16 protein-coding genes are annotated in these 14,490 nt (G+C 46.7%); 11 read left to right on the plus strand and 5 right to left on the minus strand.

The genetic code is table 11. From position 1 onward, the window contains the following. Window positions 1-3: 3 nt before the first annotated feature. Genes BFO_RS06685 through BFO_RS06695 form a run of 3 tightly spaced genes read right to left on the minus strand, consistent with a single transcriptional unit; the run spans window position 4 to window position 1,923 of the window. A complete protein-coding gene (locus BFO_RS06685; protein ID WP_074449790.1) occupies window positions 4-825 on the minus strand; it encodes a hypothetical protein in 822 nt (273 codons plus the stop codon). Window positions 826-834: 9 nt separating this feature from the next. Beyond that, window positions 835-1,191, minus strand: a complete 357-nt coding sequence (locus BFO_RS06690) for a hypothetical protein (protein WP_014224884.1) — start codon at window positions 1,189-1,191, stop codon at window positions 835-837. Window positions 1,192-1,221: 30 nt separating this feature from the next. Next, a complete protein-coding gene (locus tag BFO_RS06695) occupies window positions 1,222-1,923 on the minus strand; it encodes a tail fiber domain-containing protein (protein ID WP_041590745.1) in 702 nt (233 codons plus the stop codon). A 157-nt stretch (window positions 1,924-2,080) separates the two neighbouring features. Here BFO_RS06695 and BFO_RS06700 point away from each other — a divergent pair, with 157 nt between their 5' ends. Together BFO_RS06700 and BFO_RS06705 are read left to right on the plus strand one after the other, a co-directional pair. Further along, window positions 2,081-3,322 carry an ISL3 family transposase gene (locus BFO_RS06700; protein WP_014224885.1) on the plus strand — a complete coding sequence of 414 codons (1,242 nt, stop codon included), beginning with the start codon at window positions 2,081-2,083 and terminating at the stop codon, window positions 3,320-3,322. A gap of 388 nt (window positions 3,323-3,710) precedes the next feature. After that, the gene (locus BFO_RS06705; RefSeq protein ID WP_014224886.1) at window positions 3,711-5,810 is read left to right on the plus strand and encodes a DNA topoisomerase 3; all 2,100 of its coding nucleotides are present in this window, start codon (window positions 3,711-3,713) and stop codon (window positions 5,808-5,810) included. Between the two features lie 30 nt (window positions 5,811-5,840). On the opposite strand, the gene BFO_RS06710 is transcribed toward BFO_RS06705, so the two are convergent. Continuing rightward, window positions 5,841-6,347, minus strand: a complete 507-nt coding sequence (locus BFO_RS06710; RefSeq protein ID WP_041590746.1) for an RNA polymerase sigma factor — start codon at window positions 6,345-6,347, stop codon at window positions 5,841-5,843. A 138-nt stretch (window positions 6,348-6,485) separates the two neighbouring features. Beyond that, window positions 6,486-6,968 (minus strand): cytidine deaminase, encoded by a 483-nt coding sequence (gene cdd / locus BFO_RS06715; RefSeq protein WP_041590747.1) that lies wholly within the window; start codon window positions 6,966-6,968, stop codon window positions 6,486-6,488. A gap of 251 nt (window positions 6,969-7,219) precedes the next feature. Here cdd and BFO_RS15605 point away from each other — a divergent pair, with 251 nt between their 5' ends. From BFO_RS15605 to rplW, 9 genes are all read left to right on the plus strand, one after another. Continuing rightward, window positions 7,220-7,390, plus strand: a complete 171-nt coding sequence (locus BFO_RS15605; RefSeq protein ID WP_155642423.1) for a hypothetical protein — start codon at window positions 7,220-7,222, stop codon at window positions 7,388-7,390. Window positions 7,391-7,403: 13 nt separating this feature from the next. Further along, entirely contained in the window at window positions 7,404-8,693 is a 1,290-nt protein-coding gene (metK, locus tag BFO_RS06720; protein ID WP_014224889.1) for a methionine adenosyltransferase, read from the plus strand. 711 nt (window positions 8,694-9,404) lie between these two features. Then, complete coding sequence (rpsL, locus tag BFO_RS06725) at window positions 9,405-9,794, plus strand: 30S ribosomal protein S12 (protein WP_014224891.1); 390 nt, start codon at window positions 9,405-9,407, stop codon at window positions 9,792-9,794. A gap of 164 nt (window positions 9,795-9,958) precedes the next feature. After that, a complete protein-coding gene (gene rpsG, locus BFO_RS06730; RefSeq protein ID WP_041591184.1) occupies window positions 9,959-10,435 on the plus strand; it encodes a 30S ribosomal protein S7 in 477 nt (158 codons plus the stop codon). Between the two features lie 20 nt (window positions 10,436-10,455). Beyond that, window positions 10,456-12,582 carry an elongation factor G gene (gene fusA / locus BFO_RS06735; protein ID WP_087879685.1) on the plus strand — a complete coding sequence of 709 codons (2,127 nt, stop codon included), beginning with the start codon at window positions 10,456-10,458 and terminating at the stop codon, window positions 12,580-12,582. A 17-nt stretch (window positions 12,583-12,599) separates the two neighbouring features. Then, a complete protein-coding gene (gene rpsJ / locus BFO_RS06740; RefSeq protein WP_014224894.1) occupies window positions 12,600-12,905 on the plus strand; it encodes a 30S ribosomal protein S10 in 306 nt (101 codons plus the stop codon). Between the two features lie 19 nt (window positions 12,906-12,924). Further along, window positions 12,925-13,542, plus strand: a complete 618-nt coding sequence (gene rplC, locus BFO_RS06745; protein WP_014224895.1) for a 50S ribosomal protein L3 — start codon at window positions 12,925-12,927, stop codon at window positions 13,540-13,542. A 4-nt stretch (window positions 13,543-13,546) separates the two neighbouring features. Beyond that, window positions 13,547-14,176, plus strand: a complete 630-nt coding sequence (gene rplD, locus BFO_RS06750) for a 50S ribosomal protein L4 (RefSeq protein ID WP_014224896.1) — start codon at window positions 13,547-13,549, stop codon at window positions 14,174-14,176. Between the two features lie 16 nt (window positions 14,177-14,192). Continuing rightward, window positions 14,193-14,486: a 50S ribosomal protein L23 gene (gene rplW / locus BFO_RS06755; RefSeq protein WP_014224897.1), complete on the plus strand. Its 294-nt coding sequence runs from the start codon at window positions 14,193-14,195 to the stop codon at window positions 14,484-14,486. Window positions 14,487-14,490: the final 4 nt, after the last annotated feature.

Raw genomic sequence — 14,490 nt, forward strand, 5'->3', positions numbered from 1 at the left:
GCTTTACTTTTTGTATAGTTTATCCATATGTTTGAAAGTCAAAATCTTAAACCTCGGATATTCTAAAACACTGCCCAAAGGATACTCAAATTCAAATTCGCAGTCATTTATCACATGGAAAAAATATTCCCATTCTTTTCCTGAAACAGAATTTTTCAGTACAATCGTATGTTTGTCTTCACGAATTGCATAATGATAGTACCCTTTCCCCGGCAACAATGAAGGCATCATTTCAATTTCTTCTCCATTAATAAAATGAAATCTCACTTTGTCCCAAGGATCTAATGCCGGATACATCACCCTATAGATTCCCCGTTGAAGCGTCGGCTTATTTCCGGCTCCTGACGGTTCTAATGAAGTCAACTCCAGCACACCCCGTTTTATTGCCTGTCCGGCTGTATCAAGCCGGACAACCCCGTTCATCCGCACATTGATTTCCCGAATCATACCGAATCCGGTATCATACACCAATTCTGCCTTCCAGTCCTTTACGGATTCCGGCAGGTTTTTCACTTCGCATTCGATGATCGCTCCCTGCTCATTCATATAGCCGAAGAAGACTTTGCCCTTATAATGATATGGCCTGCCCATATAGGAAAGATTAAACGGTGGGTAATATACCAGTATGTTTCCGGTATTGGCATGCCATAAATCCTCGACACTCGGATCAAGACTATCGGGCACTGCTATCCGCAGCCTCGTATCCAGATTTTCAATCCTGATACCATCATCCTGTTTGTCCGGACCGTCTTCTTTCCTACAAGACTGCCATGCCGTAAACAGCAACAAGATACAGAGGTATCTGATAAATATAGTAGATTTCATAATGTTCTCTTACGGATTCATTAATTTTTTTGAACTTAAAACAGCGCCATTTACCATTAATCGATAGAAATTTACTCCCTTGGCAAGATCGGACGCATACAAGGTAATATAACCATTCTTCCCGGATACATTGAGAGGGATTATTTTAACAACGGCCCCACCGGTCGAATAAACTGCAATAGAAGCCTGTGTTGTACCTTCGGGTAATTGATAACTGATTACGGTACTCCCGTCTATAGGATTGGGAACATTCTGAGACAGATATTCACCGTCCTCGGAAATTTTTCCTGCCGTATTATCGGAATAAGATGATACGCCTTTTTTCAACGATATACCCTGATTGTTATTTTGTTCCAACTTCTCCACCCTTTCTTGCAAATCTTTGATAGTTTCTACCTATACGGGGATTAGTCCCGTATAGTTAATCGAAAGGGTGCCTTCCGCATTCTCATCAACCAGTTCGGGAAATAATTCTTTTACCTCCTGAGCAATAAACCCATATTCCCGTATATACTTGTCTTTTTTCACTTTATTCAGTTCACTCAATGCAGACGGTGCATCTTGGGCTCTTATTTTCCCGGTCTCAACCATTCTTGCTATTTCTGCCGCATTGTCTTTTTCCGATTCGACCAGTTTATCGTACATCTTTCCATTCAGTCGCTTCATGTTATTCACGTAAACAGAGCGCTGTTCTCTCATGTTCTTAATGTTTCTCTTTTTCGTCTCGTCCGATGTAATCAATAACCCGGCCGACGTCCATACCTGACCGTTTACTTCCAATTTGTAAGTAGACGGCTTTCTGCCGACCCCGACATTGCCGTTGTCTCCAACGAAGAGCTTGAAGTTCGGAGAAGCCTGATTGGGTGTCCAAAAGTTCAAGCCTCCGTCCCAATACTCAATACTATGATTGGGGCCGAGAAAGAGACCCGGGGAAGCAGCCGAAGCCACCGAAGTGTAGTTTGCAGGCCGTGGCCCTACAAAAAGATGATTGTCTCTGAATAACAATTGCGCCTTGGCAGAGAAAACACCTGCTACCATAAAAAACATTACTGCGACGGCTGTTGCCACGCTCATTCTCATTCTAACGTTCGTTTCCATCTTTTTATTGATTTAAAATTAATAATGCCTCAAAGGTATAAATAAAAAAAACGAACCCTCTATAAAACCCTTAGGATTCTGTGTTTTTTGGGTCTGTGTTGAATCGTGTGGGTAACCCATAGATCAGCATTCGGAAAAAAGTTGTATAATTGCATTCATGGATACGAACATGTTATTCTCTATTGGTTTGAATTTGTCTTTTCCCTGGAAAGTGGTTAAGAGTGAGTTTCGTTTGCTTGATGAGAGCAATATCCGCGAGCTTCATATTTGGATTGACTTTGAGTACGGCTCCCGGTTCATCTCTTCTAAGGGAACCTTACTTTCCCCTCACGACACGGTTGACAAGCAGTGGCGTCATCTGAATTTCTTTGAGCATCCATGCTATTTGCATGCTCGTGTTCCTCGATTGAAGACCGATGTTTCCTCAATAGAGATGGTACAGGTTCCCTGGGCACGGCATAACTCGGGCTTTACGATGCTTTTCGAGGCGTTTGCGATGGCTCTTATAGAAGAAGAGACTCCTGTCAACTCTGTCGCTAAGACAGTAAAGGAATATCCCAAGCGTATATGGACCATATTCCGTCATTGGATAAGCAAAGGCAAGCGTAATCTCAACTTGTGCGGAGTCAGACGTATAGGTGTGGATGAAACCTCTCGCAGGAAAGGACATTCATACATCACTCAGTTTGTTGACCTTGACACCAGAGAGACGATCTTCGTCTGTCCGGGCAAGGATTCAGATACATTCAAGAGGTTTTCCGAATGGCTCATAGAGCATGATGGAGATCCGTCGCTTATAGAGGTGGTTGCTATGGACATGTCCAATGCTTTCACCTCCGGCTGCATGACGTATTTCCCTCAAGCACATATTGTATATGACAAGTTCCACATAGTACAGGACACCAACAAGAGACTTGATGAGGTGCGCAAGGCAGAAGTGGGTGAGAAGAAACTGCTGAAAGGGCATCGGTTTACACTGCTGCATCTTCGGAAGAACCTGCCGGAAGGAAGGTTGCAAGAGCTTGATACGATATTGCTCACCTACCCATCTCTTGGAAAAGCCTATAGCCTCAAGGAAGGCCTCGTTGATATACTTCATGCCGCCACTGCCAAATCTCAAGGAGCATGGGAAGACTTTCTCAAATGGATGGAGATGGCTGAGCAGTCTGCATTGGAACCGTTCAGAAAACTGGTGGCAACGTTCAAGGGGCATCTGTTCGGCATAAAGACATTCTTTGAGCAGGGAACTATCACAAATGGGGTATTGGAAAGTCTTAACTCTAAAGTGCAATTGGCTAAAAGAAGAGCTAGAGGATACGCAAATGTGAATAACTTTATGGATATGGTATACTACATAAACGGAGGAAGGAATTTCCATTACCCACTCAAATCAACATAGAGCCTGTTTTTTTATGTTTATTTAACAGTTTGTCAATGATAGAGGTTCCTTCATAGTAAAATATCTTATTGCATATCAGCGAAATATGTGCTATTTGGGGTACATAAAACAGATTTCGTCATTTACACTTCCCTAAAAATGACCTCGAAAAAATGAGGGGGAATGGATTGTGCAAAGGTCTCTTATGTGAGTTTGTTACAGCACTAAGATATTTGTTACAGCACTAAGATAAATGAAATTTCTGATATCGGCAAGTGGTGGACAATTTGTTGTTGTTTAATGACTTGATTTTTTTCGGAAGATCATAAATCTACTAATTTAGGTTCTTTGAAAAATTTGCATCGGCGGGCAAAAAAAGCGATCTTTGTCCCTCATTTAACATCCCGGAATGAAAGTTTGTATTGCAGAAAAGCCCAGTGTGGCCCGCGAGATTGCGGAAGTACTTGGAGCCTGGACAAAGAGAGAGGGCTATATCGAGGGGAACGGTTATCAAGTGTCGTGGACATACGGCCATCTCTGCACGCTTAAAGAACCGCACGATTATACGCCCGAATGGAAATCGTGGCGTCTGCAGTCGCTGCCCATGATTCCTCCGCGGTTCGGCATCAAGCTGATCCCGAGCGATAGCTACGAGAAGCAGTTCCGTATTCTTGAAGGACTGATCCGGAATGCCGAAGCGGTCATCAACTGCGGGGATGCCGGTCAGGAAGGTGAACTGATTCAACGCTGGGTGATGCAGAAGGCCGGCTGCCGCTGCCCGGTCTATCGTCTGTGGATTTCGTCGCTGACGGAAGACGCCATCCGCGAAGGATTCAAGAACCTCAAAGACGAGTCCGACTATCAACGCCTCTACGAAGCGGGTCTCTCGCGTGCCATCGGCGACTGGCTGCTCGGGATGAATGCCACGCGTCTCTATACGCTTCGTTACGGACAAAATAGACAAGTGCTTTCCATTGGGCGTGTGCAGACACCTACGCTGGCGCTGATCGTGAAGCGGCAAAAGGAGATCGAAGCGTTCAAGCCCGAACCTTATTGGGAACTGAAAACGATCTATCGCGAAACGATGTTTGCCGCTACGCAGGGCAAATTCGCCCGCAAGGAAGAGGGGCAGGCGTTGTTGGAGGCGGTAACAGGCCGGCCGTTCGTCATCACCGGTGTGGCTAAAAAGAAAGGAAAGGAAGCGCCTCCGCGCCTGTTCGACCTGACTTCGTTGCAGGTGGAATGCAACCGGAAATTTGCGTTCTCGGCCGAAGATACGTTGAAGCTCATTCAATCGCTTTATGAAAAAAAGGTGACTACGTATCCGCGTGTCGATACGACGTTTCTGAGCGATGATCTCTACCCGAAAATTCCAAATATGCTCAAAGGGCTCACCGATTATGCGAGTCTTACGGCTTCGTTGCTGTCGGGCCCGATCCGGAAAAGCAAAAAGGTGTTCGATAACACCAAAGTGACGGATCACCATGCCATCGTGCCTACCGGTGTGCCGCCGCGTAACTTGACGGACCATGAGCGGAAGGTCTACGACCTGGTGGCACGCCGCTTTATCGCTGCGTTTTACCCCGATTGTGAGATCTCTACGACGACCGTTCTGGGGGAGGTCGAGAAGACGGGTTTTAAAGCAACCGGCAAACAGATTCTCAAGCCGGGCTGGCGCGTTATCTTTGGCAAAGAAACGCAGGAAACAGCGGAAGAAGAACAGCCGACGGCAGAAGAAAATGGCGTGTTGCCCGACTTCGTGAAAGGAGAGCGCGGGCCGCATCAGCCGGATTTTGCAGAGAAGTGGACGACTCCGCCCAAACCCTATACCGAGGCGACTTTGCTCCGTGCGATGGAAACGGCCGGGAAGTTCGTGGAAGATGAAGAACTGCGCGATGCTCTGAAAGAAAACGGCATTGGCCGCCCTTCTACGCGTGCGGCAATCATCGAAACGCTTTTTAAACGCAACTACATTCGTAAGGAACGTAAGAATCTGTCGGCCACTTCGACGGGAGTAGAGCTGATCGGTATCATTCGTGACGAGTTGCTTAAAAGCGCCGAACTGACAGGGCAATGGGAGAAGAAACTGCGTCAGATCGAGCAGGGCGTTTATCAGGCCGAAGCGTTTCTCGACGAGCTGAAACAGATGGTCGGGCAGATGGTGCGGAACGTTCGCACCGATCGTACCACGACTACAATCACGATTGAGGAAATGGCTTCCGGTTCCAAAGAGGGGAAAAACACAAAAGCCTCCGCGAAAGAAAAACCGGTGAAAGTGAAGCGGAAGAAACAGGGCACCGTTACTCAGGATACGGCGTCAGCCCATGGTTCGCCTACCTGTCCGATTTGCGGGAAAGGAACTTTGCTGCGCGGGAAAACGGCTTACGGATGCTCCGAATATAAAAGCGGCTGTACGTTTCGCCTGTCTTACGAGCAGCATGGAAAAGATTTGAGCAACGAAGAATTACTAACCCTCGTGCGGAAACAATCGTTTCCCCGTAACCCGTAAAGGATAAGGAATAAGGAAGAGGAAGTATAATCAAGGGTTGAAGTCTTTTAGCTTTGTCTTCAATTCCTGACGGGCAAAGAATATTCGGCTCTTGACCGTTCCTAAAGGAATATGTAGCGCCTCGGCAATTTCGTGATAGCGATAGCCACTCACATACATAGAGAAAGGCGCTTTCAATTCTTCGTTCAGAGCGTCTATAGCTCCCGTAATTTCCTGTAACTGACAGGTACCGTCGGGGGTATCAAAACTCGAATCGTTCGTCACATGGAGATTGTATAAATCGACATCCTGCTCAACAACAGTCTGCGTACGCAATACACGGTGATAATTGTTAATGAAAATATTACGCATCACCGTCAGTACCCAACCTTTGAAATTCCGGTTGTCTACATATTTCTCCCGATTGTCTAAAACCTTGAGCGACGTCTCCTGCAACAAATCCTGTGCATCTTCACGATTTGCCGTTAACATCAATGCAAAATTCATCATGTTCTCCTGCATGCCCAATAGTTTTTTCTGAAACTGTGATGTGTTCATTGTCATTTTCTCCTAACAATTATCGGTTGCAAACATAAATTATTTTTTGAGCAAATCCTCCTTGCTTTGTTTTTTATTAACGTATTCGACGTCGTTTTGGCTTTTTTTGGGATGGTTGGGGCTGTTATACATACAATACTACCCGAGCAAATCGGCTGATCCGAAAGATAGTGGGAGTAAATCTTCTGCCGAGTCGAGCCGGCAAAACTCCGAACGTCCGCACATCCACACCTGCATCGGTCGATGATAACGCAGTTCTGTCTCGAGCAAGACTTGACGACATGCTCCGCACGGACTGATCTTCTCCTGAATCTCTCCGTCTTTCAACGCTACCAAGAACAAAGCCTTGACGGGTGTATCAGGATATTGTGCCCCCGCTGCAAACAGCGTCGTCCGTTCGGCACAAAGTCCCGACGGATAAGCGGCATTCTCCTGGTTGCTCCCCGATACGAACGTGCCATCCTCAAGCACGGCTACCGCACCCACCTGAAAATGCGAATACGGTGCGTATGCTTTCTTTGCCGCTTCGATCGCCGCCGTCATCCATCGCTTTTCGTCATCGCCTAAATCGGCTATCAGCCCGCGATGCACGCGTATCTCTACTGTTTGAGTCTTTTCCATTGAAAATGTCATTGCTCTTGTGTTACGTTGCCGACAAATTTACATATAATCGTTGAATATTTAAGCATGTGTTCCATAGTATTAGATTCATGTGGTAAAGCAGTATGATAATTAATATATTGAAAAACAGTACGAAATGCAAGGTTTATACGATCTTGCCACATGGCTTTTTTTAATTTTAATGCATGGTTATTTGTGATATAAGGGGGGCATAGACGATGCTTTTCTGCTCTTTTTAGATAATTAACAGAGTGAAAACGGTCAGTCTTGCCGGAAGTCGTATCTTTGCCGCCGAATTGGACGTGGATAGATTTGTATGGCTTGCAACCACGGGAAAAAATGCTAAAAAAGAAGGTTCTTCCCTGTCGTTCAGCCACGCGATTCCATCTCAAAGTTCGGTTCGTAATCCATGTTTTACTTAAATATTTATCAATAATGAGTTATTTATTTACCTCCGAATCGGTGTCTGAAGGACACCCCGATAAGGTAGCCGATCAGATTTCGGATGCCTTGCTGGATGAATTTTTGGCGTATGACAAAGATTCGAAAGTTGCGTGCGAAACGCTGGTAACGACCGGTCAGGTTGTGCTGGCAGGAGAAGTAAAGTCGAAAGCCTATGTCGATGTGCAGGATGTGGCTCGCCGGGTAATCGAACAGATCGGTTATACGAAAAGCGAATATCAGTTTGAGGCGAAGTCATGTGGTGTGCTATCGGCTATTCATGAGCAGAGCGGCGATATCAACCGCGGTGTGGAGCGTTCCGACCCTTACGAACAGGGCGCCGGTGATCAGGGGATGATGTTTGGATACGCGACGAATGAAACGGCGAATTATATGCCGTTGGCGTTAGATCTTTCGCACCACTTGTTGCTTGAGCTTGCTGCGATCCGTAAAAACGAACTTGAGAAGATGCCGTATCTTCGTCCCGATGCAAAAAGTCAGGTGACGATTGAATACGATGACCACGGCAAGCCGTTGCGTATCGATACGATTGTCGTTTCCACCCAGCACGATGAGTTTATTACGGCCGGCAACGGTCGCTCGCAGGCGGAGGCCGATGCTGCGATGCAGCAGAAGATTGCCGAAGATGTGAAAACCATTCTTATTCCGCGGGTCAAGGCGCAATATCCCGAGCATGTGCAGGTGTTATTCAATGATCGGATCAAATATTTCGTCAACCCGACAGGCAAATTCGCGATTGGCGGTCCTCATGGCGATACGGGGCTGACGGGTCGTAAGATCATCGTCGATACGTATGGCGGTAAAGGAGCGCATGGCGGTGGCGCTTTCTCGGGAAAAGACCCTTCGAAGGTCGATCGATCGGCTGCTTATGCGGCGCGTCATATCGCCAAGAACCTCGTAGCGGCAGGCGTTGCCGATGAGATGTTGGTACAAGTCTCGTATGCCATCGGTGTAAGTAAGCCGATGAATATCTTCGTCAATACGTTTGGACGATCCAATGTGAAAATCAGTGACGGGGAAATCGCCGACAAGATTTGGGAACTCTTTGATATGCGTCCCAAGGCTATTGAAGAGCGCCTGAAACTGCGTCATCCGATTTATCTGGAAACGGCTTCGTACGGACATATGGGACGTATTCCGCAGACGGTTCGGAAAACATTCCATTCGCGCTATAATGCAGAACCGGTGGTCTGCGATGTGGAACTGTTTACTTGGGAGAAACTTGATTATACGGACAAGGTAAAAACGGCCTTCGGTCTTTAAAGCACAAGTAGATGATTAAATCCTACAAGAGCTGTTTCGGAAAACGAGACAGCTTTTTTTATAGACGATTTGCAACCTTGGGCTTATACATTCAATCCGGATTCCGCAATAGAACCAATGAGAATGAATTTAATTCAGGCCTTCAGCCCTCCGAACAAGGTCCGGATGTCGATACCCCACCCTTTTGAGGGATGGGGCTGAAATAATTCGGGCTTGTAGCCCCTTCGGGTAATGGTTATGCGTGTTACACGCCAAATCATGTACCCGGCATGACAATTAACCATTAATAAATAGGGGGCGAGATTGTTCAGCCCAATGCGAAGCGTTGGGGAAAAAGGCATCGCGTCTCGGCGGAGGGTTGTAAGTCTGACGTAACCCTTGTCGTATATTCGTACGTCTATTATTATATGATAAACGCCGAACGGTGTATCGCGTAATTTGGGATAAATGAAGAAAAAAAGATGTGCTGCTATGAGAGAGAGGAGGAGTCGTTATCCTTCCTGCCGGAAGAGTATCGGGGTAAGCAAGAAGTTGTTTGACGGGTGGATTGGCATCCGTAGAGGGCTTCCTTTGTCTTATGGGAGGCGAAGAAAAGCATTGAAATCCAATTTTTTTTGAAGAAATGCTTGTCGGATAAAAAAAAGTCCGTATCTTTGCCACCCGAATTTGGAAAAGTATAAACAAATATAATAGTGTTTAAATAGTAGTAAAATGCCTACAATTCAGCAATTAGTAAGAAAAGGAAGGGAAACGTTGGCGGTGAAAGGTAAGTCGCCTGCACTTGATGCTTGTCCTCAAAAAAGAGGTGTTTGCGTGCGTGTGTATACCACTACGCCGAAAAAGCCGAATTCCGCGATGCGTAAAGTGGCCCGTGTTCGTTTGACGAATCACAAGGAGGTGAACTCGTATATTCCCGGAGAAGGCCATAACTTGCAGGAACACTCGATTGTGATGGTGCGGGGCGGCCGTGTGAAAGACCTGCCGGGTGTACGTTACCATATCGTGCGTGGGACATTGGATACGGCGGGAGTCGCCGGGCGTACGCAACGTCGTTCGAAGTATGGGGCGAAACGTCCGAAGGCCGGTGCCGCGAAGAAGTAATATAAAAGGAGAAAAGAGTTTACGAGTTAGAAATTATATAATCGGTTTTTAGTTATTGGGGAGAAAAAATTGATGAATGAGGGTTGAGTAAATGGTTCGGAGGAGCCGTTGAAGACAGTAAGAAATCAACAACCAAGAACAAGAACGAAAATTCTGAAAGCAAAATGAGAAAATCAAAGCCTAAAAAACGGCAGGTTCTCCCGGATCCTGTCTATGGTGATGTTCGGGTTACAAAGTTTGTAAACCATTTGATGTACGACGGTAAGAAGACCGTTTCGTATGAGATATTCTATTCCGCATTGGAGCGTGTGAAAGCCAAGATGCCGAATGAAGAAAAGTCAGCGCTCGAAATCTGGAAAGCTGCGCTTGAGAATATAACCCCTCAGGTCGAAGTAAAGTCCCGCCGTGTGGGTGGTGCTACTTTTCAAGTACCGACCGAGATCCGCCCGGATCGTAAGGAGTCCATTTCAATGAAAAATTTAATAGAGTACGCTCGCAAACGTGGCGGGAAATCCATGTCTGAAAAATTGAGTGCTGAAATTGTAGATGCGTTCAATAGCCAGGGCGGTGCCTTCAAACGTAAGGAGGATATGCATCGTATGGCAGAAGCCAACCGTGCTTTTGCTTATTTCCGCTTTTAATGTTTAATGAGAAGAAGACGATGAGCAAGGCAGATGCAATATTGAAAAATACACGTAATATCGGTATTATGGCCCATATTGACGCGGGAAAAACGACTACATCGGAACGTATTTTGTTTTATACCGGTCTGACGCATAAAATCGGAGAAGTGCATGACGGTGCCGCTACGATGGACTGGATGGAGCAGGAGCAGGAGCGGGGAATTACCATTACTTCCGCCGCAACGACAACATTCTGGAATTACAACAATGAGAGATTTAAAATTAACTTGATAGACACCCCCGGGCACGTCGACTTTACAGTTGAAGTAGAACGTTCGCTGCGCATCCTTGACGGAGCGGTGGCCGCATTTTGTGCTGTGGGCGGAGTGGAGCCGCAGTCGGAGACGGTGTGGCGCCAGGCCGATAAATATAATGTTCCGCGTATCGGTTACGTAAACAAGATGGACCGCTCGGGAGCGAACTTTTTTGAAGTGGTTCGTCAGGTGCGTGACGTGCTGGGAGCAACGCCTTGTCCGATTCAGATACCGATCGGCGCCGAAGAAAACTTTAAAGGCGTGATTGATCTCGTGACCATGAAGGCTATCTATTGGCGCGATGAAACGATGGGCGCCCAATATGAGATCGAAGACATTCCGTCCGGACTTTTGGCTGAAGCGCAGGAATGGCGCGATAAAATGCTTGAAGCCGTAGCCGAATGTGACGACACGGTCATGGAAAAATATTTTGACGATCCTTCTACGATTACGGAAGATGAACTTCGTGTGGCCATCCGTAAGGGTACGATTGACATGAAGATCAATCCGATGATTTGCGGTTCGTCGTTTAAGAATAAAGGAGTGCAGACGCTGCTTGATGCCGTTTGCTCGTACTTGCCGAGTCCGGATGATACGGCGGCTGTCACAGGTCATGATCCGCGTAATCCGGAGATTACCATCGAGCGCAAACCGACGCCGGATGAGCCGCTCACGGCTTTGGCGTTTAAGATTGCCACAGACCCCTATGTAGGGCGTTTGTGCTATTTCCGGGTGTATTCGGGCGAAATGCAAGCAGGGTCTTATGTGCTGAATACGCGTTCCGAAAAGAAAGAGCGTATCTCACGTCTGTTTCAGATGCACTCGAACAAGCAGAATCCGATGGAGAAAATCGGGTGCGGCGATATCGGTGCCGGCGTAGGGTTTAAAGACATACGTACCGGCGATACGCTGTGTGACGAAAATAATCCGATCACGCTCGAGTCGATCGAATTCCCCGACCCAGTAATTGGTGTGGCGGTAGAACCGAAGACACAAAAAGACCTTGATAAACTTGGGGCCGGATTGGCCAAGCTGGCGGAAGAAGACCCGACGTTCCGTGTGGAAACAAACGAAGAAACCGGCCAGACCGTGATTCGTGGCATGGGAGAGCTTCACCTTGAAATTATCGTAGACCGTCTGCGTCGCGAGTTCAAGGTGGAATGCAACCAGGGGCGTCCTTTGGTGTCGTATAAAGAAGCGATCACGCAGTCCGTTGAGTTACGCGAAGTATATAAAAAACAAACAGGAGGGCGTGGTAAGTTTGCCGACATTATCGTTCGCATCGAGCCGGCAGACGAAGCATTTGAAGGTCATTTACAATTCGTCGACGAGGTGAAAGGCGGAAACGTGCCGAAAGAATTTATTCCTTCCGTACAGAAAGGATTTGAGAAGGCGATGACGAATGGCGTCTTGGCCGGCTACCCGCTGGATAAGCTGAAAGTGACATTGATCGACGGTTCGTTTCATCCGGTTGACTCCGACCAGTTGTCGTTCGAGATATGTGCTATTCAGGCATTTAAGAACGCAGCGGAAAAGGCCGGCCCTGTTCTGATGGAACCGATCATGAAGCTGGAAGTCGTTACTCCCGAAGAAAACATGGGAGATGTCATTGGCGACTTGAACAAACGTCGCGGTCAGGTGGAAGGCATGGAATCGAGCCGTACGGGTACCCGGATTGTTAAAGCAAAAGTGCCTTTGGCTGAGACATTCGGCTATGTGACGGCTTTGCGTACGATTACGTCCGGTCGTGCTACCTCGTCCATGCAATTCTCGCACTATGCACAAGTATCGTCGTCGATTGCCAAGCAGGTGCTGACCGAAGTACAAGGGCGGGTTGATTTAGTCAAATAATATTAGAAACTAACGATATGAGCCAAAAAATCAGAATTAAATTGAAATCTTACGATTACTCGCTGGTCGACAAGTCGTCCGAGAAAATCGTCAAGACTGTGAAGGCTACCGGAGCGGTCGTAAGCGGACCTATTCCGCTGCCGACTCACAAACGGATTTTTACCGTAAACCGCTCGACATTCGTGAATAAAAAGTCACGTGAGCAGTTTGAACTGTCGTCTTACAAACGTTTGATAGACATTTACAGCTCGACAGCCAAAACGGTAGATGCTTTGATGAAGCTGGAATTGCCCAGCGGAGTGGAAGTAGAGATTAAAGTGTAAAATTAAAAAACAAAGTGAAATGCCAGGATTATTAGGAAAAAAAATCGGAATGACATCCGTATTCAGTGCCGAGGGAAAGAATCTTCCATGCACTGTTATCGAAGTAGGTCCTTGTGTGGTTACACAGATTAAGACCATGGAAAAGGACGGCTATGAGGCGATTCAGTTGGGTTTTCAGGAAAAAAAAGAAAAACATACGACGAAGCCGGAAGCCGGTCATTTCAAGAAGGCAGGCGTAGCCCCACAGAGACACTTGGCTGAGTTCAAGAATTTTGATGCTGAGTATAAGCTCGGAGATGTACTTACCGTAGACTTTTTGAATGATGCGACCTTCGTAGATGTGATCGGCACATCGAAGGGAAAAGGATTTCAGGGAGTCGTAAAACGTCACGGTTTCGGTGGTGTAGGTCAGACCACGCATGGTCAGCACAATCGTGCGCGTAAGCCGGGCGCTATTGGCGCCTGTTCGTATCCGGCGAAAGTCTTCAAAGGTACACGCATGGGCGGACAAATGGGCAACGTGCGCGTAACGGTTCAAAACCTTGAAGTGATCAAAGTGATGCCGGAAAACAACTTGCTGTTAGTGAAAGGCTCTATTCCGGGTGCAAAAGGTTCAATCGTATTAATTGAGAAGTAAGGCAATGAAACTAAACGTATTTAACAGAAAAGGGGAAGAAACCGGCAGAACGGTTGAACTCAGCGATGCAGTGTTTGGTATTGAGCCGAATGATCATGCGATCTATTTGGATGTGAAACAATATATGGCGAATAATCGTCAAGGGACACATAAGTCGAAAGAAAGAAGCGAAGTATCGGGAAGTACCCGCAAACTTATTCGCCAAAAAGGTAGCGGTGGAGCTCGCCGCGGTGACATCAATTCGCCGGTATTGGTCGGTGGAGGTCGTGTATTCGGACCGAAGCCGCGCGATTATAGCTTCAAACTGAATAAGAAAGTGAAAGCGTTGGCTCGCCGTTCAGCCCTCTCATATAAGGCAAAAGAGAACTCGATTATGGTGCTTGAAGACTTTACGATGGATACCCCGAAAACGAAAGACTTCCTCTCGATGCTGAAAGTCTTGAAATTGGATGGAAAGAAGATGCTGTTGATTTTGCCTGAGAGCAATCATTTCGTATCTTTGTCGGCTCGTAATCTGCCGCGCGCGAAGGTCATAGCCGCGTCGGATCTAAATACATATAAAGTGATGGATGCTGCGAACCTGGTGTTTACGGAACAGTCTGTCGCTGTCATTGAAAAACTTTTAAACGCATAAGAAGGAGGAAATAAAGATGGGAATTATCATTAAGCCGATCGTGACCGAGAAGCAGACTGCTGTGACGGAAAAAATGCCTAATCGCTTTGGGTTCCGCGTTTCTCCGGATGCGAATAAATTAGAGATAAAGAAGGCTGTTGAAGAGATGTATAACGTCAGCGTAGAAAGCGTGAACACGATGAATTATTCGGGAAAGCGCAAGAGCCGTTATACAAAATCCGGGATCATCAACGGAAAACAGGCAGCCTATAAGAAAGCAATTGTAACATTGAAAGAAGGAGAAGTCATCGACTTTTTCAGTAACATTTGATAGG

This window comes from Tannerella forsythia 92A2 (assembly GCF_000238215.1).
In the GTDB taxonomy this organism is placed as follows: domain Bacteria; phylum Bacteroidota; class Bacteroidia; order Bacteroidales; family Tannerellaceae; genus Tannerella; species Tannerella forsythia.